Origin of the sequence: Pseudoalteromonas sp. ESRF-bin5, assembly GCF_002632075.1 — a bacterium.
Classification (GTDB): Bacteria; Pseudomonadota; Gammaproteobacteria; order Enterobacterales; family Alteromonadaceae; genus Pseudoalteromonas; species Pseudoalteromonas marina.
The window spans coordinates 1-20,535 of sequence record NZ_NTLW01000191.1; the positions used below are offsets into that span (position 1 = coordinate 1).

The window sequence follows — 20,535 nt, forward strand, 5'->3', positions numbered from 1 at the left end:
AGTAACATTGTGCCTATTTCATGCGGTCAATTTTTAGCGCAATACCCACATGTAAAAATCGAAATGCAATTGCAAGAACAGCATGAGTTAACACGCAAGCTTCAGGAAGGTGAAATAGACATTAGCGTTTATTCTCAAGCTGTAAATAGTATTGGTAGTGATATTCATTTGCCTGATCAGCTTATTTTATTTGTATCTAAGCATCACCCGCTTGCCCAAAAAAATGACATAAGCAAACACCAACTAGACTCCTATTCAGCCTTTGGTTGTTTCTCTCAATCAAAACAAGTTCAAAGCATGCTGAACGAGGCCATTGATTCTTTAAATAAATCATCAACTATCAAAATGGGCAGTATTGAACAGGTTATCTCTGGCATTATTAAATCCGATAGTTTTGCAATCGCCAGCATTGAGCATGCAAACACTGTGGCAGAACACACCGACCTTGTTCAGTTAAAAACAAATAAAGATTTAAGCCATGAGCAACTAATTGTTCAAACAAACCAACAAACCACGGTTACGGAGCACTTAGCACATTTGCTTTCACTTATTAAAAAAGCAGCCACAACCCTTAATTAATTCAGCGTTCTTTTTTGAGACAGGTGCGACACAAAACAATAGCTTTTTACTCTTTTTCGGCTAAACTGGCGCACCTTCAAAAAAAGAACCTCCTAAATGATCAACTTTTCAGCCGATGGCCCGTTTTATAACGACATTGAAAGCCGCGGTTATACAGTTATTCCTAATGCATTAAACAAAGAATTAATAGCTGATTTAATGGCTGATTGTTATCGCATAAATCCGCATTTTAGCCATGCTGGTATTGGTCGCTTAAATCATTTACAAATTGACGATAATATTCGAAAAGATCAAACTTATTGGTTTGATGGTTCATCCCAAGCACAATTAACCTACCTAGCTGTTATGGAGAGTATTCGCACAACGCTCAATCGCACTTTTTTTATGGGGCTGTTTGATTACGAATGTCACTACGCAAAATACACTCACGGTGATTTTTATAAAAAACATGTCGATGCATTTAAAGGGCGCTCTAATAGGGTATTTACTAGCGTTTTATACTTAAACACGCCCAATGAGGGCGGTGAGCTTGTTATTTATAAACCCAAAAGCAAAGTGGTTGAGGTGAGCATTTCGCCAAAAGCGGGGACATTAGTTTTATTTGAAAGCGAACGCTTTGTTCACGAAGTATTACCAGCAGTAGATAATCGGTATTCAATTGCTGGCTGGTTTAGAAAAAACGCATCCATTAGCGGAATAGTTGATCCACCTCGTTAATATAACTAAATGCTAATGGGGTACGAGAGCAATAAACCAATAAAAATAGCCATACCCACATAATGATTATTTAAAAAAGCTTTAAAGCATGCGTCTCTATCACGTTTTAAAATTAATACTTGTTGGTAAGCGAGTAATGCTGTGGCTATAAGTAATCCAGCCCAAAAAGCCATGTTTAACTGATTAATAAACCCAATATAAGCAACAAGTGCGATAAATAGAGCATTTAATATAAAAATGATATGGCGGTCAAAACAACCAAATAAAATAGCAGTCGATTTAACACCAATTTTAATATCATCATCTCTATCGACCATGGCATACATGGTATCGTACGCAACCGTCCAGCATACATTAGCAACAAACAGCAACCAAGCCTGAAGAGGTAATGCATCAATAGATGCCATATAAGCCATAGGAATTGCCCAACCAAATGCTGCACCCAACACTACTTGCGGCAACTGGGTATATCGCTTCATAAACGGATAGCAAAACGCGAGCGCAAGTGCTCCAACAGACAATAAAATAGTGTTAACGCTCAGCATTAAAACCAAAATAAACGCTAAAGTGATCAGTAATAAAAATAGACTTAGCGCTTCGCCGCTTGCGACCGTACCAGATGCAAGAGGACGTTGGGCTGTGCGTTTTACAGAACCATCTATTTTTCTATCTGCAAAATCATTTATCACGCAGCCTGCACTACGCATTACTACAACCCCCAAAGTAAACACTATAAAATTAATTAAGCTCGGCATCCCACTATTTGCGAGCCATAAAGCCCAATAGGTTGGCCATAAAAGCAATAAAGTACCTATGGGCTTATCAACACGCATAAGCTGTAAATAATAAGAAAAATGTTTTGCTTTTAAACCTGCTAATTTCATGAGTAAAGGTACGCCCCAGGTAAAAATACTTCCGCCACCAAAAATTGGTAATCATTTAACGAAAACACGCTACGCCTGCCTAATAGAGTTTGAGTTGGTAAATTTAGCTTGGTAACCAAATTCTGTAATGAATGTTTGCTATCAAAACGCGCAATTTCAATATTTTGACGAACAAGCTCAGGTTGTTGAAAAATAACATCGCCTAAAGGGCGCTCCCCCATATTATGAAGCGAGTTGTGCGTTTGGTTATTTGGCAGCCAACTTTGAGCGTAAACCATGGGGTTATTATCGCACAACAAAAGCACCTCTCGGTTTAACGCCGATGACGTTTTACAGCCTAGTAATTGCTGTTGTTCATGACTTAAATTAAACGCCTGTTCGCTGAGTACTTTTACACTAAAAGAGGTTGCTTTACTTTTTAGCTTAGCGGTTAAAGAATGCGGCTCAAAAAGCCATTCTTGCTCTGTAGGTGTTAAGTCATCGGTTTGTATATCCGATAGCCAGTTAGCTGATAAAGATAAAGGAAAAGTTGTCACAATAACTCAATAAAATATAATCCAAGCAAATGATAACATTGCCTAAGCATTTGAAAAAGTGCCTATTCACCAACCTAAGTAACTAATATAAATAATTGCTTGGCGCTGTTTATTACCTATTATTAAGTATAAACTATTTACAACAGGTTTTCGGAAACGCTTTAAATATGAAAAAAATAGTATACGTAGGTCTTCTTACATTAATTATGAGTTTAGTGAGCCTAAGTGCCCGTGCAGAGTCAACGGTTGGTTATTTTGGTTTTGAACCTGACATAATTACTAATTATATTGGCGCATCAAGTAAAAAAATGGGTTACGTGCGCGTTACCGTTGACCTAATGCTTAGTAACAATTCAGACATAGCCATTGTTGAACATCATACTCCTTTATTAAGAGATGCTATTGTAGAGATTTTTTCGAAAGAGCCAGAAGAAAAAATAAAGTCATTGACTGGTCGAGAAGAAATTCGCGCAAAATGTATAGAAAAATTAAAAAGCCTGTTAAAAGAAGAAACAGGCCAAGAAATTATACGTGAAGTACTATTTACAAAGTATTTGTACCACTAAATTCAACTATTTGTATGCTTTTTAGTAAACAGTTGAGCGGTGTAGGCAAACGCCATTCCGCTCACTAGCCCCCCTAAATGTGCCCAATTAGCCATTCCAATAAACAACACATCAGCAAAACCAAGTACTAACCAAACAAGCATAAAACCTATAATTGAGGTACTCACCAATGCGGGTTTTTCTGGATTTAAAAAGCTATGGATCCAGCAATACCCCAGTAAGCCGTATACCACGCCACTTAGCCCACCAAAATTAGGCCCAACAATTAAATATTGCGCCCAACTACTAATTAAAGCAGTAATAAAAAACAGGCCAATTAAGCTCAATTTTCCGCATTGTTTTTCAATATTGTCACCAAGCGATATCCACCAAATTAAGTTAAACACAATATGTATAGCACTAAAGTGAACCAAGGCTGGCGTAAACCACGTCAATGGGTATGAGGGGTTAAACTGTAATGCAGAATAAATGCTCTCGAAACCACCCAGTAAAAATGCAACATAAATAACAATACTGAGTACACTTACCGATTGATTAAGCCAACTCAGCGCTTTGAACCGCGCTTTAAGGTTAAGCGATTGCCCTTGGTATTTTAAAGGTGATTGCGTACTACCTACACTCCAAGAAGCTTGCTGGTAACGAGAATGGCCTGGGTTTTGAGTAAACTCAGCCCAAAGCAGCTGTACCTGATGAAAATGCTCTTCAGATACGCTAATAATAACGTGGCTACCATCAGTTGAATGTAAGTGCCCGTCTAAACCTTGGCTTTTTAAATAATCTATAAAGCCTTGTGCGGCACGCGGGTTATTTAAACTGCCAAGCTCTATCATCGTTCAACTTTCTCGCTGTAGGCCGCTTCCCAGGCTGTAAAGCCACCATCCATGCTATATACATCCTCAAAACCTTGCTCAACTAAGTAACTAGCAGCACCTTGCGAACTCATGCCGTGGTAACAAACAATAATAATGGGCTGATCAAACTCTTTTTCCATCATAAACTGGGCAATGTTTGCGTTCGATAGTGCCTCTGCCCCCGGAATATGGCCTGCTTGATATGAGTTAGGATCGCGTATATCTGCAATTACTACGTCTTCTTTGTCTAATAACTCATGCGTTTGCGCAATAGATATATGTTTAAATGCCATTGAACTCTCTTTAATAAATAAAATAAAAAAGGCGGCCATAGCCGCCCTTCTTGCAATTTTTTTGGAATTAATCCCAGTTTAAAATTACTTTTCCTGACTGACCTGAAATCATCATATCAAAGCCAGCTTGGAAGTCATCTACAGAATATTGATGTGTAATGATTGGGCTTAAATTAAGACCTGACTGTATTAAACTTGCCATTTTGTACCAGGTTTCAAACATTTCGCGACCATAAATACCTTTAATCACTAAACCTTTAAAAATAACTTGGTTCCAATCTACTGCCATGTCTGATGGTGGAATACCGAGCATGGCAATTTTGCCACCATGGTTCATATTGTTCAGCATTGAATTAAATGCACTTGGCACACCCGACATTTCAAGACCAATATCAAAGCCTTCTGTCATGCCTAGGTCGGTCATAACATCTTCAAGCTTTTCATTTGCAACATTCACCGCGCGAGTTGCGCCCATTTTGCGAGCAAGCTCTAATCGGTACTCGTTAACATCAGTAATTACTACATGACGCGCGCCTACATGTTTTGCAACAGCTGCAGCCATAATACCTATAGGACCGGCACCAGTAATTAGTACATCTTCTCCTACTAGCTCAAACGAAAGTGCTGTGTGTACAGCATTGCCAAATGGGTCAAAAATAGAGGCTAATTCGTCAGATATATTGTCTGGAATTTTAAATGCATTAAATGCTGGAATGACTAAGTACTCAGCAAACGCGCCTTCGCGGTTAACACCAACGCCTGTGGTATTACGGCATAAATGCACACGCCCAGCACGACAATTTCGACAATGCCCACAGGTAATATGACCTTCGCCAGATACCCGGTCACCCACTGAAAAGCCGCGAACTTCTTGACCCATATCAACCACTTCACCAACGTACTCATGACCAACAACCATTGGTGTAGGAATTGTTTTACTCGCCCACTCGTCCCATTTATAAATATGAACGTCGGTGCCACAAATCGCTGTTTTACGTATTTTAATTAACAGATCGTTATGGCCCACTTCAGGCTTAGGTGCATCTGTCATCCAGATACCCGGTTCTGCTTTTAATTTAGATAATGCTTTCATAATTTACGCTCACAAAAACCAAGTCATTTCTTAGTTTTAAAAATTAAATAACGCCCATTTCTTTACCAATGCGGGTAAAGGCTGCAATCGCTGTATCTAGCTGCTCTATACTGTGCGCTGCTGATATTTGCGTACGAATACGTGCTTGGCCTTTTGGTACAACAGGGAATGAAAAACCAGTCACATAAATACCTTCTGCAAGTAATTTATCAGCCATAAGTGAGGCCACTTTAGCGTCACCTAGCATCACAGGAATGATGGCATGATCTTTACCTGCGCAGGTAAAGCCTGCCGCTTCCATTTGCTCACGGAAATATTTAGCATTAGACCAAAGCTTAGCGCGAAGCTCGCCACCATTTTCAAGCATCTCTAGTACTTTAATTGATGCAGTTACAATTGAAGGTGCTAATGAATTTGAGAATAAGTAAGGGCGCGAACGCTGACGTAACCACTCAACAATTTCTTTTTTACCTGAAGTGTAACCACCTGATGCGCCGCCCAGCGCTTTACCCAATGTACCAGTAATTATATCTACACGGTCAAGTACGTTACAGTATTCAGGTGTACCCTTACCATTTTCGCCAACAAAGCCTACAGCGTGAGAGTCATCAACCATAACAAGCGCATCGTACTTATCTGCTAAATCGCACACAGCTTCTAAGTTACAAATTACGCCGTCCATAGAGAACACGCCATCGGTGGCAATTAACTTTGTTTTAGCGCCCGCTTCGTCTGCGGCAATTAATTGCTTTTCTAGATCAGCCATGTCGTTATTTGCATAGCGAAAACGCTTAGCTTTACATAAACGAACGCCATCGATAATCGAAGCATGGTTAAGTGAATCAGAAATAATTGCATCTTCAGCACCTAAAATAGTTTCAAACAAGCCTGTATTAGCATCAAAACAAGAAGAGTATAAAATGGTGTCTTCGGTTTCTAAAAATGCACTAATTTTTTGCTCAAGTGTTTTGTGAATGTCTTGCGTACCACAGATGAAACGCACAGAGGCCACACCAAAACCGTGGTCGTCTAAACCGCCTTGCGCTGCTTTAATTAACTCAGGACTATTTGCTAGACCTAAGTAGTTGTTAGCACAAAAGTTAATAACTTTATCGCCAGATGCTACTTCAATTTGAGCTTGTTGCTGCGAGGTAATTATACGCTCGCTTTTATAAAGGCCTTGGGCTTTAACGTCTTCAATTTGCTCTTGTAATTGGCTAAAAAAAGCAGATGCTCTCATCTGTAGTCTCCATTTAATTGAACGGGTAAACAACAACGTTGATGCCACTGTTTATGATGGTGTGTATTGTAAAAGTTTAACGAGAAAAATGCACGGTTTGCAGTTCGTCGCAAACGCGCTCAATGTAAGGAATATGTGCCAGTTTACACGCTTAAATAAAGCGTGTTTTTATAACGGTAAACGTTTAGTTAAATCATCTATTGAATCAATCACTAAATCGGCATGTTGCTTTGCGCTTTCGTCAAAGCTTTGCCCCGAGTGCACTAATACTTGGGTTGCAATACCGGCTTTTTGAGCAGCTTGCATGTCACTGAGCTTATCACCAACCATAATACTCTGCTCAGGATCGATATTATGCTCCTTAATGCCTTGCAGCAACATGCCTGGGGCTGGCTTTCTGCAATCACATTGCTTTAAATATTCTGGTAAAGCCTTTTTAGGGTGATGAGGACAAAAATAAACATCGGCAATTTCAATGTTGTGGTTACTAAATTGCGTTTTCATCCACTGAGTAAGCGCTTTAAATTCAGCCTCAGTATAATAACCACGCCCAATACCTGATTGGTTAGTCACTACTATAATTTTGTAGCCTGCATCATAAAACTTTTTACAGGTGCTAAAAATGCCTTTAATAAATTCAAACTTTTCACTTTGATATACATAGCCGTGGTCTACATTTACCACGCCGTCACGGTCTAAAAAAAGCGCTTTATGTAGTTTAATACTCATTCAAGCCCCTCTTTGTTCACAACATGGTCAAACATTGTTTTTACGCTATCTATGGTTATTTGGCTCATTAAATCATCCCCTTTAACTCGGGTACCCCAGGGGACTTGCTGCGCAGTTTTACCCGTTTGCTCAAGTAAATTTTGATGATAAACCTCTACCACATAATCTTGATATAAATAAGGGCCAGTGCGTGCAGGGTTCGAGTGGGCATATAAACCAACAACTGGTGTGCCAACCGTTACTGCCATATGAGCAGGGCCAGTATCGGGGGCAAGGACTAAATCAGCTCTTTTTAAAACACATAGCAGCTCTTTAAGCTTTGTTTTACCAACTAAATTTAAAATTGGGCTATTGCTATGTTTTATAATGTTATTCGCTAAATTTACTTCAAGCTCAGTAGGCCCGCCGGTTAAAGCAACATTAAAACCTTGCTCGTGCGCGTAGTCAGCAAGTACAGCATAACGTTCAGGCAACCAGTTTCGCTGAGCTTTACTAGCCGCTGGCGAAATTACAAATAGCTTGTTGGCTAAATACTCTTGCCCTAGTAACTCATCTGCTTTGTTTTCATCTTGTGCGCTGTAAGGCATTTGCCATGTAGGCGTGTAATCATCTACACCAATTGCACCCGCAAACCCTTTAAATCCCTCTAGCACATGTGCTTCTTTTTGTGGGGCTATGCGTTTATTTATAAACAAACTGTGTAGTTCTTTTGAGCGTGCCCAATCAAAGCCTATTTTTACTTTTGCAGGTATACAGCGCGCTACAAAGCCTGCTCTTAATGCCACCTGCATATTAAGAAGCACGTCAAACTGCTTACCATTAAAGGTATTTTTTAATTTTTTAAGCGCTGCTCTACCTTCTTTTTTATCAAATATTACCAGCTCTACGCCCGGTAAATCAGCAAGTAACATAGCCTCTATTTTACCCATTACCCAGGTTATTTTTGCATTAGGGTGCGCTTTTTGAATTGCTTGAACAGCACTAACAGCATGACATACATCACCAATAGCAGAGAGTCTTAAAATACAAATAGAGGAGTAGTTAGGCACTTGAGTCACGCATTCCGTTAGGCTTTAAATAGTATGCTGGGATCTTAAATTATACTCGCGTTAATGCAAGCACTTATCCTGCGCCATAAAACACGTTAATATATACCTATTATTGAATTATTTTAACGAGCTATGTTTAAAACACTAACGCAAGGCAAACACACTATTTTAAGCCATCCAGATTATTTTAACCTTGTTGATATAAGCTGGTTTGATGCAACTTATTGGCAAAAGCAAAATAAAATAGTAGGCGCTAAAAAAGGCCGCGCTACAGCATGGTTTTTTAAACATGATGATTTAACTGCTGTACTCAGGCATTACTGGCGTGGCGGTTTGGTTGGTAAGGTATTGAGCGATCAATACCTCTATCTTGGCCTTAAAAACACCCGCGTATGTAAAGAGTTCAGCTTAATGATAAAGCTTATTGAACTCGGTCTAAATGTACCCAAGCCAATTGCAGCCAGAGTAAGCACTAGTGGTTTGATTTACCGCGGCGATATAATTACACAAGCGGTTAGCGGTGCTAAAAGCCTGCTCGACGTTCTAATTGAGCGCCCTTTAAATAGTAGTGAGCTTGAAAGCATAGCCAACACTATTGCGCTATTTCATAACAAAGGGGTGTATCACGCCGATTTAAATATCAATAATATTTTATTTAATGAAGACGGCGACGTATATATTATCGACTTTGATCGCGGGGAGTTAAAAGTTCCTAACCCGCAATGGCAACAAAGTAATATAGCGCGCTTAAAGCGTTCATTTTCAAAAGAGCAAGGCCGTAATAGCGTCTTTAATTGGCAAAGCAATGATTGGGAAACGTTCAATGCCCTTTATAGCCAAAAACTATCTGCGTAGAGCCAAATACTGCTGAGCTACTAGCTTAGCATCCACTTTTTGCAAAATATCGGCGTTTTCCACACTCGGCTTATTTGCTAAAACGTGTTTTATTTTAGCCGCTAGCTCTTCGCTATTTCCTATAGGTACTAAGTAATTAGCCAGTTCGCCTGTTAATATTTCGCTAGGCCCAAACGTACAATTAGTACTTACTACCGGCGTGCCAACAGCTAATGCTTCAATTAATACTGTTGGCAACCCTTCAAAGTCAGAGCTCAACACCAATGCTTCAGCCTGCTTAATCCAATTATACGGATTTTGTTCAAACCCAGGGACAATTAGTTGCTCTGCGATGCCATACTCTTTTGCAAGCTTAAATGCTTTACTAGGCTTGTTACATAAAAGAACCAATTTGTATTTTTTATCAAGCTTGGCAAATGCCGCAAATAAAATATCGTGGCGTTTTTGCTTAGCTAAGCGCCCTACATGAATCAAATAAGGCGACTGCGGAATAGCTATATTAACGTCATCAGATTGGCGTTTTATTTCGGCTAAATTAAAGGGGTTATAAATAGTGGTTATTGCACTTGGCGTAATTAAATTGCCTTGAGTGATTTCTTGCTCTACACCTTTAGATACACAAACAAGTGACTTACCATTTAAGTTTTGCTTTGATTTTTTAAGATAGCGATAAGAGAACGGACCTAACTTTTTTTGCCTAGCAAGCTCTGAATTTACTGAGTTATGCACAACAAAATGCACATTTTTAACCGTGCTTTTAGCGAGTAAATTATTACTTCTATCAAGGTTTGAAAGTACTAAATCTATAGTACCTATATCGCTTTGTTTATTGTTAAACCAGGCTTCTAACTTCGCAATGCTTTTATTTATGTTCCAAAAGCGATCGACTTTTGAAGCCCTATCAGGAAATAAACTATCGACATTAATGCATTCAGGGATGTCATATTCAATGGAGCTTGCAATTGACAATAAAGTAACGTGATGCTCAAGTTCAACAAGTTGCTCAGCTAAAGTAAGCATAACTTTTTCTGCACCACCGCCAACAAGGGAGTCAATAACAATTACAATGTTCATGCACGGCTTCCTGCAAGCATATTTTTTACCGCACTCGTAATTACACTATAACTTTGAGGACTCTCTAATTTACGATATTTAGCCAAGAGAGGCTTATAGTGCCTATCATCTATTACGTATTCAATTTTAGACACTATATCATCAGGATTAAGACTTGCTTTGATGGCTACGCCGGCATTAACACAATTTTCTAGGCGGGTATGTTGGTCTTTTGAAATAGCACAAGCTATCACAGGAGTTTGCAATGCAATAGCCTGCAACAAAGTATCACCAGCACTCAATAAAGCTAACTTTGCTTGACTCAATAAAGCTAAAAAATCAGTTCCCTCTAAACTTGTTAAACAAATAATCTCGCTTGTTTTTGGTAATATTTTTGTATAATTAGAGCCAAACACGACCACTGTTTTTAAACCCGTTTTTTTACCCGCTTTGAGCGCGGTATCGAAATAGGTATCTGCACAATTTAAATTATTAAATGTATGCCCACCAGAACCTGCATTTACTAGTAAGTAATTATTCTCTTCAAGCCCGTACTTGTTCAACACTTGCTTTTTTTGCTCCTCTGATGCGTGTGCAACAAAAGGCCCAACATTACGTGGATAAGCAAGGGGAAACATGTCTAGCTTTGTAGTTTCCACCCAACTTAAAGGCGCAATACAATAGTCTGGCTGTACAACCCAATGTACATCAATTAGATTTGCACGATTGAGCTTTAATCCTTTTGCGCGCTTTTTTTCATGTTGAGAAATAAAAACAACTTTAGCACCCACCTCTTTTGCCGCTTTCATATGTGCTGCGCGCCCAGCACAATCAAAAACAACAACGTCGGGTTTGTATGCAGTGATAAAGTCACACACTAATGCAACTTCTTTGGTTGCTGAGCTCTCAAGTAAAGTGGTATCAAAGGGGCAAACATCGGCGTAAGTTGTGTGCTTGTTTAAAATAAAATGAATATCAAGCATCCCAGCAAACTCAGCGAGCAACCCATTAGCCAACAACAACGAGCGCATATATTCACCAATTCCTTCTGGTGACGATACTGGAATAAATAAAAGTCGTTTGTTGCTCATTGCATTCTCAATTTCCTATTTGATCTTTAGTATATCAATCAGGCCTTTGTTACGATAGATAGGTTACATTTTTATACATTTAATTGACCCTATAAATTTGAATATTTACTGCAATAACATACTTAGATTGGTAAACTTGCCAGCAATCTTAATCACAAGGACCTGAACTTTGCGACACAGAATTTTTATTCTTTCAACATTATTTAGTGCTATCAGTTTATCTGTTAATGCTGAACCATGGGTTAAACCAGATGACTACGGACTAAAAGCTGACATACAACAGCTAGCCGACGCCGGTATTATTTTAGCGCCGGTAACAACATACCCATTAATGTGGAAGAGCTTTATTAATGATGTTAACAGTATGCCCATCGAGCAATTATCTCCAAGCTTGCAAGACGCATTACTGCGTGTAAAGCATCGTTATAAATCTGAAAACGCAAGTTCACATAGTGTGCAATTATCAGCTTATGCAGCCACAGATCCAATACATACAACAAGCTTTGGCGCGACCAACACTCAAAAATCAGCGCTTTCGGCAGCGTATGCCTACCTAGGTGATAATTTTGCCGCTAAAGTTGCACTAAGCTCTAGAAAAGACGGTAAAAAATGCTTCATTAACGGAAAAACTAGCGATGACATTGTAAAAGATGAGCAAGCATTAACTGATTGTGACGATACCTCATTTGATGGTAGTTACGTAGCCTATAGGCTAGGTAATTGGATATTTAGAGGCGGTGCTGTTGAGCAGTTTTGGGGACCTGGTATCGACAATAGCTTGATAATGTCTGGCAATGCAAAGCCGCTTCCCGCTTTAAGTATTACGCGTGAACAAAGCACCGCCTTTGAAACACCTTGGTTAAGCTGGATAGGCCAATGGAGTTTTACAGCACAAATGGCCAAGCTCGAATCAACCAGAGTGATTCCTGATGCATTACTGTGGAGTAGTCGCTTAAATATACGCCCACTACAACAATTAGAAATTGCAGTAAGTTGGTCGGCGCAGTGGGCAGGTGAAGGTCAGCCAAGTTCTGCTGGTGATTTTATTGATGTCATTACAGGGCAAACAACTTGCATTAATGGTAATGAAAATTGCGACAGTCAGCTAGAGTCTAAAATTGGAAATCAACTTGCAGGCCTCGATATTCGCTGGTCTGACACATTGTTTAGCCACCCATACGCCATTTATGCCAGCACCATAGGTGAGGATGCCAGCTCACAATTTAAACCTGCTGACCGAGCTTACTTATTTGGTGTGCAAACGACCCAACGTATTTACAATCAAAATTTATTAGTGAATGTAGAGTACATAGATACGGGTGTTTCGTGCGCAGCGGAATCAACCAATGAAAACTGTTATTACGAACACTCAGATTATAAATCAGGTTACCGTTACCATGGCCGCACCATAGGCTCAACGTTTGATAACGATGCGCAATCAGTGGTGTTAACAATACTTGGACAACTTTCAAACGGCGATGATTGGCAAGTAAAGCTACGCAGCGTGGATTACAATAGCGACAACAGTGATTTATACCCGAACAATCCTGACATTGGTAACTCAATAACCAAGACGGGCTACAGTTCTAAACAGCTTGAGCTTCGCTATAGAAAAATCACTATGGGTGGGCGTTTAACATTAGGTGCTTTTGCATCTCAAAATGACGATGCAGAAAATGACACATCTGCCTTTGCTAAATACGAATATAACTTTTAGCCAGTATTTTAAATACACTATATTTAGGCTTTAAAAAAAGGGATGAAAGCAACACTTTCATCCCTTTTTTATTCGCAAAATATACTTATTGCTTTATTTTGCTAATCACTTTTGACGTTGAACAGCCATCTAAAAATGTCAGCACTTCTACTTTGCCGCCATGGCGCAGTACATGATCGGCACCGGCTATTTGCTCTACGGTATAATCGCCACCTTTCACTAAAATATCAGGGCTTATTTGCTCGATTAATTTAGCGGGTGTATCGTTTTCCTCAGCGCTGCCAAAGGGAATCACCCAATCAACAGAGGCAAGTGCACTTAATACCATTGCACGCTCATCAAGCGGGTTTATCGGGCGTTCAGGGCCTTTTAAGCGAGTGATTGAATCATCATTATTTAGCCCAACAACGAGTCGATCGCCACGCGCTTTGGCTTGTGCCAAATAGCGCACGTGACCTGCGTGTAAAATATCAAAACAACCATTGGTAAATACAATGGTTTCGCCGTTTTGCTTTGCAAACTCAATATGCTGCAGTACATCATCAAACGGAGTTTGGTAGTGTTCTCCATTGGTGTGTAAGTATTGGCCTAACTTTTGGCTTAACTCTTCTGGTGACACTGTAGCTGCCCCCAATTTACTTACTACAATGCCCGCTGCTAAATTAGCAATTTCTACCGCATCTTTAGGCTCCATACCTGCCCCAAGCATTACAGCTAAAGTTGCAATTACGGTATCGCCTGCGCCAGTTACATCGCTCACTTCTAATTGCTGAGCTGCAAAGTCGTGTTTTTCATCGGCATTAATTAACGACATACCTTGCTCTGAGCGTGTAAGTAGCATGGCTTTAATACCATTTTTACTAATAAGCTCACGGGCACTTTGCGCTAAAATGTCCTCAGAGCCGGTTTTACCACCTGCTAAATTAAACTCATGCAAGTTAGGCGTAATGTAGTCTGCGCCCTCATACAAATGTAAGTCTGGCGATTTAGGGTCTATAAGCACGGTTTTACCCGCCGCTTTGGCAACGTTAACCATTTCTTTAATCAAGCTCAGCGAGCCTTTGCTGTAATCAGAAAACACCACAAAGTCGTATTCATCAAGCACCAGCTCTAAGCGATTTAATAACAGTTGGCTATGCTGCTCGCTAAAGGTTTCTTCTAAATCAAGGCGTACAAGTTGTTGATGGCGGCTAATAACACGCATTTTAGAAATAGTCGGTAAATCACACACACTAACAAGTTGTGAGCTTATTTTTTCACCTTTTAAAATTGTTTCTAAAATTTGCCCGCTTTCATCCTCGCCAACTAAGCCAAGTAGCCCAACTTTGGCATCAAGCCTAGCAATGTTTTTAGCAACATTGGCAGCGCCACCAGCTTTGTCTTCAAACTTGCTTACCTTAACAACAGGTACTGGCGCTTCAGGCGAAATGCGCCCAGTGTCACCGTACCAGTAGCGATCAAGCATTACATCGCCCACCACTAAAATACGCGCTTTAGATAAGTTTTTTAATAGCGATAAATCCATTACTGCTGCTCCGCAACAACCATATCTATGGCTTCACATAACCAGTGGCCAATAAACATATGCGCTTCTTGAATACGTGCTGTTTCATCGTTTTTGATAATAATTGGCAGCTTGGCAATGTCTTTTACTTTTCCGCCATCACGGCCTGTTAATGCAACTGTAAATGCGCCAATTTTATTAGCCGCTTCAAGTGCTAAATTGATATTTGCACTGGTACCTGAGGTTGTTAAACCAATCACTAAATCTTCTGGTTTACAAAGCGCCTGAACTTGGCGCTCAAACACGGTATCAAAGTGGTAGTCGTTACTGTGTGCAGTAAGAATTGACGTATCGGTTGTGAGTGCCATAGACGCAAGCGGTCCGCGTTCTAATTTATAACGTACTACAAATTCGGCCGCTAAGTGCTGAGCGTCCGCTGCACTCCCGCCGTTACCAAACCAAATAACCTTACCACCAGCTTGTAATGCACTATGGCATACTTCTAATAACTGCATAGACTCTTGATGATAAGCCTCCATCGTTTCAAATAAGGCTTGATGACGGTTTAAACTTTCAACGTAGCTTGTTGCCACAGAATCGATAATTGACATGAAAAATTCCTCTAGGAACTGAAATGGCAGGAAAAAATTAAATCCATTATTCCACAGTTTTATTTAGTTGTGTGTATTTTATAGGAATATAGCTGAACTGGAACATAATTTAGTGCTTCACATGTTCAGAAATTATCACTTTCGCGTTAAACTAAGGGCACTTACCTCAATAAAAGTTCAGTATGGCACGCATTTTTTACTCATTCGCTTTAATTTTAATTAGCCCGCTGATTGTATTTTACTTATATGTATTAAGAGGTAAAAAAAACAAGGGCTATCGCGCACACTTTAAAGAGCGTTTTGGCTTTGTGAGCAAAAGCTTATTTACAAGCAAAGGCAAACCGTTAGTTGTGCACTGCGCCTCTGTAGGTGAAGTACTTGCAGCTGCACCTCTTATTAAAGCGCTGCAAAAACAACACCCACAGCTTAATATACTCATTACCTGCAATACCCCTACAGGTCGCGAGCAAATAATTAATCAGTTTAAAAATACCGTGGCGTGTAGTTATTTACCTATGGACTTTGCGTTTTCGACCGCCCGATTTTTAAAACGTATAAACCCACAAGCGCTATGCATATTAGAAACCGAGCTTTGGCCAAACTTAATGGCAATAAGCCATAAAAAGAATATTCCGGTACTGGTACTTAATGCTCGCTTGAGCGAAAAATCGCAACAAGGGTACCAAAAGGTGCCCAAGTTAACGCAAATAATTATGCGTTCAATCACGGTACTTGCAAGCCATAATAAAAAAGATGCCGAGCGGTTTATTGAGCTCGGTTTACCCCCCTCAAAAAGCCATGTTACAGGCTCAATTAAGTTTGATATAAGCCCAAGCAATGAGCAACTAGCCTCAGTTGCAAACCTTAAAGCACAATATAAAACCCAAGAGCGTTTTGTATGGGTAGCAGGCTCTACTCACCCACTTGAGCACGAAATGATATTAAATGCCCACCAGCAACTATTAAAAAAACACCCTAATTCGCTTTTAGTTATTGCTCCTCGACACCCTGAGCAGTTTGATAAAGTAGCCAACACGGTAGCTCAAAGCCCGCTTAGCTTTAGCCGTCGCAGCAACAATAACTATCAAAAAGAGCAAGTACTATTAGCTGATACACTTGGCGAGCTGCAATGTTTATATGGGGCTGGTAATGTCAGTTATGTAGGCGGCAGTTTAATTCGCCGCGGCGGGCATAACCCACTTGAAGCTGCAGCTTTTTCAGTTGGCGTAATAACTGGCCCACATACGTATAATTTCGATCATATCTACCCTGAGATTATAAAATTAAAAGGCGCTGTGGCTGTTGAAAACACCGATGAACTTGCTACACAATTAATTAACTTAAGCCAAAACACTAAAGCTTGCCAAACTTTAGGGAATAAAGCGCAGCAGTGCGTATTAAAAAACCAAGGCGCCATTAAAAAAACATTAACCATAATTAATCAGTATTTAGAGCCATAAGCATGACCAATTTAGCTATTACTCAAACCCGTGAGTGGGTATCGTCTGTTATTGTAAAATATAACTTTTGCCCATTTGCCCGCAAAGAAGTTGAGAACAACTGCATTCATTATGTACTTAGCCCAGCAGTAAAAATTGATGATGCGGTAATGGATATGCTTGAGCAATGCACACAGCTTAATCAAAATCCAGAGCGCGAAACCACATTAATACTGTTTGATTACGGCTTTAGCGATTTTGAAGACTTTTTAGATTTAGTTGATTTAGCCAATGCGCTACTGGTTGCACAAGGCTTTGAAGGTAAATATCAAATTGCTAATTTTCATCCCGATTACGTGTTTGCCGACAGCGACGAAGATGATGCCGCAAATTACACAAACCGAGCTCCCTACCCTACATTGCATTTAATTCGCGAATTAAGTATGAGCGAAGCGCTTGATAACTATAACGAGCCTGAATCTATACCTGAGCACAATATAAAACTTGCAAGGCGCAAAGGATTCGACTTTTGGCAGCAACTTTTAGAAGGCATAAAAAAACCGAGCGCATAACGGCTCGGCTTTTAAGTATCAAATTCAATGTTACTTTTTAACCCAGCTGCCATTTACTTCAACATAATGACCACTTTGGGTTTTTTCGATTGTTTTAGCCGCTGCGAGTGCTTCCACTTGGGCGAGCGATAAATTGTTCTTTTTAGCTAGTTTTAAATACTGAGCTTTACGCTTTGCGTTAATTTCTTCAACAACGGCTTTAGCTTCGCTATTTTGTACTACTAAGCCTAAATAACCCGAACTGTTCTCACCCACTAATCCTTGGCTTTTAGCATCATCTAAACTAATCGCCCACGCCGAAAACGACATACACACTGCACCAAATAAAGTGGCAATACTTAATTTATTTTTTATAGTCATCATTTAGCTCCTAAAATAATTCGCTGTCGTCACTGAACAGGGTATCGAGTTCTTTATCTACCTTCACACGAATTTCGTGATCAACCTTTACATTGAGGTTGATAGTTATTGGCTCTTTAGCTGCTACTTCTACCCTGTGTGTACATGCGCTTAATGCGCTGATAGCAGCAAGGGCTATGATTACCTTAATGCTTAACGAATTTTTCATCATTAGTTTCCTTTTTGAGAATATTGCTGCTCAACTTTTTGTGTTATTTCGTCACTTAATCTTAGCGCTCTTAGAAGCGTAAACACGTTTTCTTCGTGGTTATAGTTAAAATTAACTTGTTGTTGCTCTGGCTCATTAAAGCCTTGTAAGTTAACACCTAAATTTAACCAACCATCACTTTTAAGTGCTACTGTACTATTAAGTTTTTGTATATCAAGGTTTTTAAGTAAGCTCAGTACAGGCTGTAATTCTTGCTGCTGTTGCATAACAGAGTCAAACGCTACGTTATTGCTAATAATAAGCTTACCTTCACCTTGGTTTAATAAGTTGCCGTTTGTAACCTCTACACCACTGTCACTAAAATGAAGGGGCAGCCACCCTTTTAATCGGCCCGTTAAGGTAATTCCCGACTTATCATCAAGGGTAATGAGTTTACTCGCATCAATATCTTTAAAAGTAACATTGGCTGTTTGCTGTTGCTTTAAAAGCGTGTATTTATCTAATTCAAATACCCCATCAAACACATTACCTCTTATATCAAATGCTTGCGCGCTGTTATTAACCACTTTTATTTTACCGTTGATATTATTAACTACTGCGCCAGCTCTTAATTCATTGAGGTTAAAGGTAGTTCGCTCAACATTAAGCTGCCCTGAATCATATTGCCCACTAAGTTGCGCACTAAACTGGTTAGCTAAGTAATCGTTATAAAGAGCGCTGGTATCATCAATAGTTAAATTAAAATTGGCTTTTTGTAAGTTAACATCGCCACTAATACGCCCATTAAACTCGCCTTGAGTGAGTTGAGCTAACGGTTCAAATTGGCTAACGAGTGAATTTAACGAAAGCACACTTTGCTGCGGTATAATCACTTCAAACGGATGCGCTACCTTTGAAACATGGTGATTGGCCACCAGCTCAACACCATTTACAAACACATGATGAGACGCTTTAAGCGCGCGACTTTGCAGCCCGGTTGACGTTACGTTTATTGTATTTAAATCGACATTTGGGCTTGTCAGTGTATTTATTTGGGTGTTTGCATTTAAGTGAGCAAATAACTCTCCCACACCTAAGTTTGCCCTTGCACTGAGGGTGTTATTAATACCGGTGAGTTTATACTCTTCGTATTGAGCGCCTTTAAACTCACTTTTTAAAACCACGCTTGCATCTAGCTTTTCACTCATACTTGCCACTAGTTTACCTGTGTAAGTGTTAATAGTAGTGCCATAAGCAACGGCTTTATCAAAGCTAAATGTAGTACTTACTTTACCTACGGGTTTAGAGTCAACAAGTTGAGTAAGTGTAAAGTCGCCATGGGCTTTAATATTATTAGCCTCAGCCGGTAAAAATTCAGGCAAAGCGGTAAGCGTAATATCGTAATTACCGCTTAATTGAGCGTTTTTAAGCTGCGCACTTAGCGTTATAGCGTCTATTTCATCCGTATTTAGCTGTGCCTTTAGCTGTATGCGTGCGCTTTGTAACGGTGCAGCAGTATTTATAAACGTATCTGTAACCGTTATATCTATATTTTGCTTGGCTTGCACTGCACTTTTGAGCGTTATTAACGGTAAGGTTAGGTTGTTATGTGCAAAATTAATTGGTTTAGCTAAAGCCCATTGCCAATTAAGTGGAAGCTGCTTTATGGCAAATGACTTGTAGCCACTTTCAGGAATAAGAGATTGGCAGTTATTACTAAGTTTCACATTGTTTTTAAGCTTGCTTAGGTCAAGCTCAAGGTTTTGGCTATTTAAATTATAGGTAGCACTTAGCACACCTTTGGAGCTGTTTGTTATATCACAGCTTTGTATTTTGTAGTCATACTGGGCTTGTAGATCACCAGTAAGGCTTGCCTCTACCCCGTTAAAGCTAAATGCCTGCGCTGTATTAAAACTAAGTCCATTTAATAACTCATTATCTGTTTTAAGTAATTGCTTTAATGATCCATCATTAACTTTAAGCTGCCCTTGTACCTTATTACTGTAAAGCGTTGCGCTTATGTTTAAATCACCATTGACTACAAACTGGTTAAGCGTTGGCTCAATAATATTTAGCATAAGCGGGCGCTTTAAAAATGCACCATGTATAGTTAAATGCTCAACTGTAATTGTTGGCCTTTTTTCGGGCAGGGCTAAATCTAAAATTTTTGCAGGGCTGCTTACTTTATCACTTTGAGGAAGTGGATTTATATTAAGCGCCGCATGTTTAATTTCAACATGGCGAGTATTTGCGGTAATGCCTGTAACAACAAGCTCTTGATTTTGGTAACTCAAGCACGCTTTTTGTACATGTACATTTAGCTTGCTGGTAAGCGAAAAGTCTAAACAACTTAAAGTAACGCCCGCTTTTTCAAGCTGAGGCGCTACAGCCCATTGTAATAATGGCAAACGAAATACATAACCAAGCAATACTATGCTTAGTAATACAAAACCAACAATTAAACCAATGCGCTTTAACATACTATCCTTATAAGCTTTTATTCATACCTTACAAACTATCGTAATTTTAAATCTACGCAATCAAAAAAGGCTGCACAGTGCAGCCTTTTTTATTTTACAGCTAGATTATGAATCTAACTTGTATATGTC

22 protein-coding genes are annotated in these 20,535 nt (G+C 39.6%); 7 read left to right on the forward strand and 15 right to left on the reverse strand.

All coding sequences use genetic code 11. The features are described from left to right. Together BCG07_RS11605 and BCG07_RS11610 are read left to right on the forward strand one after the other, a co-directional pair. Positions 1–579, forward strand: a 579-nt coding sequence (locus BCG07_RS11605) for a LysR substrate-binding domain-containing protein (protein ID WP_286890244.1), incomplete at its 5' end; no start/stop codon positions are given. A 96-nt stretch (positions 580–675) separates the two neighbouring features. Beyond that, complete coding sequence (locus BCG07_RS11610) at positions 676–1,296, forward strand: 2OG-Fe(II) oxygenase (RefSeq protein WP_010556946.1); 621 nt, start codon at positions 676–678, stop codon at positions 1,294–1,296. A gap of 5 nt (positions 1,297–1,301) precedes the next feature. Here the strand turns inward: BCG07_RS11610 and ubiA are convergent, their stop codons facing one another. Next, positions 1,302–2,180, reverse strand: a complete 879-nt coding sequence (ubiA, locus tag BCG07_RS11615) for a 4-hydroxybenzoate octaprenyltransferase (protein ID WP_243531462.1) — start codon at positions 2,178–2,180, stop codon at positions 1,302–1,304. Continuing rightward, entirely contained in the window at positions 2,177–2,716 is a 540-nt protein-coding gene (locus BCG07_RS11620) for a chorismate--pyruvate lyase family protein (protein ID WP_243531464.1), read from the reverse strand. Before BCG07_RS11620 ends, ubiA begins: the two co-directional genes overlap by 4 nt. A 167-nt stretch (positions 2,717–2,883) precedes the next feature. On the opposite strand from BCG07_RS11620, the gene BCG07_RS11625 reads away from it, so the two are divergent. Further along, complete coding sequence (locus tag BCG07_RS11625) at positions 2,884–3,282, forward strand: flagellar basal body-associated protein FliL (protein WP_006791577.1); 399 nt, start codon at positions 2,884–2,886, stop codon at positions 3,280–3,282. Between the two features lie 2 nt (positions 3,283–3,284). Here BCG07_RS11625 and glpG read toward each other — a convergent pair whose 3' ends face one another. The 6 genes from glpG to BCG07_RS11655 all read right to left on the reverse strand — a co-directional run bounded on the left by glpG (position 3,285) and on the right by BCG07_RS11655 (position 8,546). Beyond that, the gene (gene glpG / locus BCG07_RS11630; RefSeq protein WP_286890245.1) at positions 3,285–4,112 is read right to left on the reverse strand and encodes a rhomboid family intramembrane serine protease GlpG; all 828 of its coding nucleotides are present in this window, start codon (positions 4,110–4,112) and stop codon (positions 3,285–3,287) included. After that, a complete protein-coding gene (gene glpE / locus BCG07_RS11635) occupies positions 4,109–4,426 on the reverse strand; it encodes a thiosulfate sulfurtransferase GlpE (protein WP_243531466.1) in 318 nt (105 codons plus the stop codon). Before glpE ends, glpG begins: the two co-directional genes overlap by 4 nt. 67 nt (positions 4,427–4,493) lie before the next feature. After that, a complete protein-coding gene (tdh, locus tag BCG07_RS11640) occupies positions 4,494–5,519 on the reverse strand; it encodes an L-threonine 3-dehydrogenase (protein ID WP_243531468.1) in 1,026 nt (341 codons plus the stop codon). A gap of 43 nt (positions 5,520–5,562) precedes the next feature. Next, positions 5,563–6,759: a glycine C-acetyltransferase gene (locus BCG07_RS11645; RefSeq protein WP_006791581.1), complete on the reverse strand. Its 1,197-nt coding sequence runs from the start codon at positions 6,757–6,759 to the stop codon at positions 5,563–5,565. A 168-nt stretch (positions 6,760–6,927) separates the two neighbouring features. Then, a complete protein-coding gene (gene gmhB / locus BCG07_RS11650) occupies positions 6,928–7,488 on the reverse strand; it encodes a D-glycero-beta-D-manno-heptose 1,7-bisphosphate 7-phosphatase (RefSeq protein WP_243531470.1) in 561 nt (186 codons plus the stop codon). Further along, positions 7,485–8,546, reverse strand: a complete 1,062-nt coding sequence (locus tag BCG07_RS11655) for a glycosyltransferase family 9 protein (protein WP_243531472.1) — start codon at positions 8,544–8,546, stop codon at positions 7,485–7,487. Before BCG07_RS11655 ends, gmhB begins: the two co-directional genes overlap by 4 nt. 123 nt (positions 8,547–8,669) lie before the next feature. On the opposite strand from BCG07_RS11655, the gene BCG07_RS11660 reads away from it, so the two are divergent. Beyond that, positions 8,670–9,392, forward strand: a complete 723-nt coding sequence (locus BCG07_RS11660) for a 3-deoxy-D-manno-octulosonic acid kinase (protein ID WP_008130656.1) — start codon at positions 8,670–8,672, stop codon at positions 9,390–9,392. Here BCG07_RS11660 and BCG07_RS11665 read toward each other — a convergent pair. Together BCG07_RS11665 and BCG07_RS11670 are read right to left on the reverse strand one after the other, a co-directional pair. Further along, the gene (locus BCG07_RS11665; protein ID WP_243531474.1) at positions 9,381–10,466 is read right to left on the reverse strand and encodes a glycosyltransferase; all 1,086 of its coding nucleotides are present in this window, start codon (positions 10,464–10,466) and stop codon (positions 9,381–9,383) included. The two genes, BCG07_RS11660 and BCG07_RS11665, sit on opposite strands and share 12 nt — an antisense overlap. After that, positions 10,463–11,536, reverse strand: a complete 1,074-nt coding sequence (locus BCG07_RS11670; RefSeq protein ID WP_243531478.1) for a glycosyltransferase family 1 protein — start codon at positions 11,534–11,536, stop codon at positions 10,463–10,465. The genes BCG07_RS11665 and BCG07_RS11670 overlap by 4 nt, the downstream gene beginning before the upstream one ends. 169 nt (positions 11,537–11,705) lie before the next feature. Here BCG07_RS11670 and BCG07_RS11675 point away from each other — a divergent pair, with 169 nt between their 5' ends. Then, positions 11,706–13,253, forward strand: coding sequence for a capsule assembly Wzi family protein (locus BCG07_RS11675; RefSeq protein ID WP_286890246.1), 1,548 nt, complete (start codon positions 11,706–11,708; stop codon positions 13,251–13,253). An 85-nt stretch (positions 13,254–13,338) separates the two neighbouring features. Here BCG07_RS11675 and hldE read toward each other — a convergent pair whose 3' ends face one another. Both hldE and BCG07_RS11685 read right to left on the reverse strand, forming a co-directional pair. Then, positions 13,339–14,778, reverse strand: coding sequence for a bifunctional D-glycero-beta-D-manno-heptose-7-phosphate kinase/D-glycero-beta-D-manno-heptose 1-phosphate adenylyltransferase HldE (gene hldE, locus BCG07_RS11680; RefSeq protein ID WP_286890247.1), 1,440 nt, complete (start codon positions 14,776–14,778; stop codon positions 13,339–13,341). Continuing rightward, positions 14,778–15,368: a D-sedoheptulose-7-phosphate isomerase gene (locus tag BCG07_RS11685; RefSeq protein WP_006791589.1), complete on the reverse strand. Its 591-nt coding sequence runs from the start codon at positions 15,366–15,368 to the stop codon at positions 14,778–14,780. The genes hldE and BCG07_RS11685 overlap by 1 nt, the downstream gene beginning before the upstream one ends. Before the next feature lie 182 nt (positions 15,369–15,550). On the opposite strand from BCG07_RS11685, the gene waaA reads away from it, so the two are divergent. Continuing rightward, positions 15,551–16,828 (forward strand): lipid IV(A) 3-deoxy-D-manno-octulosonic acid transferase, encoded by a 1,278-nt coding sequence (waaA, locus tag BCG07_RS11690; RefSeq protein ID WP_286890248.1) that lies wholly within the window; start codon positions 15,551–15,553, stop codon positions 16,826–16,828. 2 nt (positions 16,829–16,830) lie between these two features. Next, a complete protein-coding gene (locus BCG07_RS11695; protein WP_286890249.1) occupies positions 16,831–17,379 on the forward strand; it encodes a DUF1415 domain-containing protein in 549 nt (182 codons plus the stop codon). Positions 17,380–17,409: 30 nt separating this feature from the next. Here BCG07_RS11695 and BCG07_RS11700 read toward each other — a convergent pair whose 3' ends face one another. Genes BCG07_RS11700 through BCG07_RS11710 form a run of 3 tightly spaced genes read right to left on the reverse strand, consistent with a single transcriptional unit; the run spans position 17,410 to position 20,406 of the window. Continuing rightward, positions 17,410–17,739, reverse strand: a complete 330-nt coding sequence (locus BCG07_RS11700) for a YdbL family probable chaperone protein (protein WP_286890251.1) — start codon at positions 17,737–17,739, stop codon at positions 17,410–17,412. A gap of 10 nt (positions 17,740–17,749) precedes the next feature. Continuing rightward, on the reverse strand, positions 17,750–17,947 hold the full coding sequence (locus tag BCG07_RS11705) for a YnbE family lipoprotein (RefSeq protein ID WP_286890253.1): 198 nt from the start codon (positions 17,945–17,947) through the stop codon (positions 17,750–17,752). Positions 17,948–17,949: 2 nt separating this feature from the next. Further along, a complete protein-coding gene (locus BCG07_RS11710; RefSeq protein WP_286890250.1) occupies positions 17,950–20,406 on the reverse strand; it encodes an intermembrane phospholipid transport YdbH family protein in 2,457 nt (818 codons plus the stop codon). Positions 20,407–20,535: the final 129 nt, after the last annotated feature.

Excerpts from the sequence above, each read along its gene's own strand:
- BCG07_RS11610 (WP_010556946.1), top strand. The coding sequence starts at position 676 with ATGATCAACTTTTCAGCCGATGGCCCGTTTTATAACGACATTGAAAGC.
- ubiA (WP_243531462.1), bottom strand. The coding sequence starts at position 2,180 with ATGAAATTAGCAGGTTTAAAAGCAAAACATTTTTCTTATTATTTACAG.
- BCG07_RS11625 (WP_006791577.1), top strand. The coding sequence starts at position 2,884 with ATGAAAAAAATAGTATACGTAGGTCTTCTTACATTAATTATGAGTTTA.
- glpG (WP_286890245.1), bottom strand. The coding sequence starts at position 4,112 with ATGATAGAGCTTGGCAGTTTAAATAACCCGCGTGCCGCACAAGGCTTT.
- glpE (WP_243531466.1), bottom strand. The coding sequence starts at position 4,426 with ATGGCATTTAAACATATATCTATTGCGCAAACGCATGAGTTATTAGAC.
- tdh (WP_243531468.1), bottom strand. The coding sequence starts at position 5,519 with ATGAAAGCATTATCTAAATTAAAAGCAGAACCGGGTATCTGGATGACA.
- BCG07_RS11645 (WP_006791581.1), bottom strand. The coding sequence starts at position 6,759 with ATGAGAGCATCTGCTTTTTTTAGCCAATTACAAGAGCAAATTGAAGAC.
- gmhB (WP_243531470.1), bottom strand. The coding sequence starts at position 7,488 with ATGAGTATTAAACTACATAAAGCGCTTTTTTTAGACCGTGACGGCGTG.
- BCG07_RS11660 (WP_008130656.1), top strand. The coding sequence starts at position 8,670 with ATGTTTAAAACACTAACGCAAGGCAAACACACTATTTTAAGCCATCCA.
- BCG07_RS11665 (WP_243531474.1), bottom strand. The coding sequence starts at position 10,466 with ATGAACATTGTAATTGTTATTGACTCCCTTGTTGGCGGTGGTGCAGAA.
- BCG07_RS11670 (WP_243531478.1), bottom strand. The coding sequence starts at position 11,536 with ATGAGCAACAAACGACTTTTATTTATTCCAGTATCGTCACCAGAAGGA.
- hldE (WP_286890247.1), bottom strand. The coding sequence starts at position 14,778 with ATGGATTTATCGCTATTAAAAAACTTATCTAAAGCGCGTATTTTAGTG.
- BCG07_RS11685 (WP_006791589.1), bottom strand. The coding sequence starts at position 15,368 with ATGTCAATTATCGATTCTGTGGCAACAAGCTACGTTGAAAGTTTAAAC.
- waaA (WP_286890248.1), top strand. The coding sequence starts at position 15,551 with ATGGCACGCATTTTTTACTCATTCGCTTTAATTTTAATTAGCCCGCTG.
- BCG07_RS11695 (WP_286890249.1), top strand. The coding sequence starts at position 16,831 with ATGACCAATTTAGCTATTACTCAAACCCGTGAGTGGGTATCGTCTGTT.
- BCG07_RS11700 (WP_286890251.1), bottom strand. The coding sequence starts at position 17,739 with ATGACTATAAAAAATAAATTAAGTATTGCCACTTTATTTGGTGCAGTG.
- BCG07_RS11705 (WP_286890253.1), bottom strand. The coding sequence starts at position 17,947 with ATGAAAAATTCGTTAAGCATTAAGGTAATCATAGCCCTTGCTGCTATC.
- BCG07_RS11710 (WP_286890250.1), bottom strand. The coding sequence starts at position 20,406 with ATGTTAAAGCGCATTGGTTTAATTGTTGGTTTTGTATTACTAAGCATA.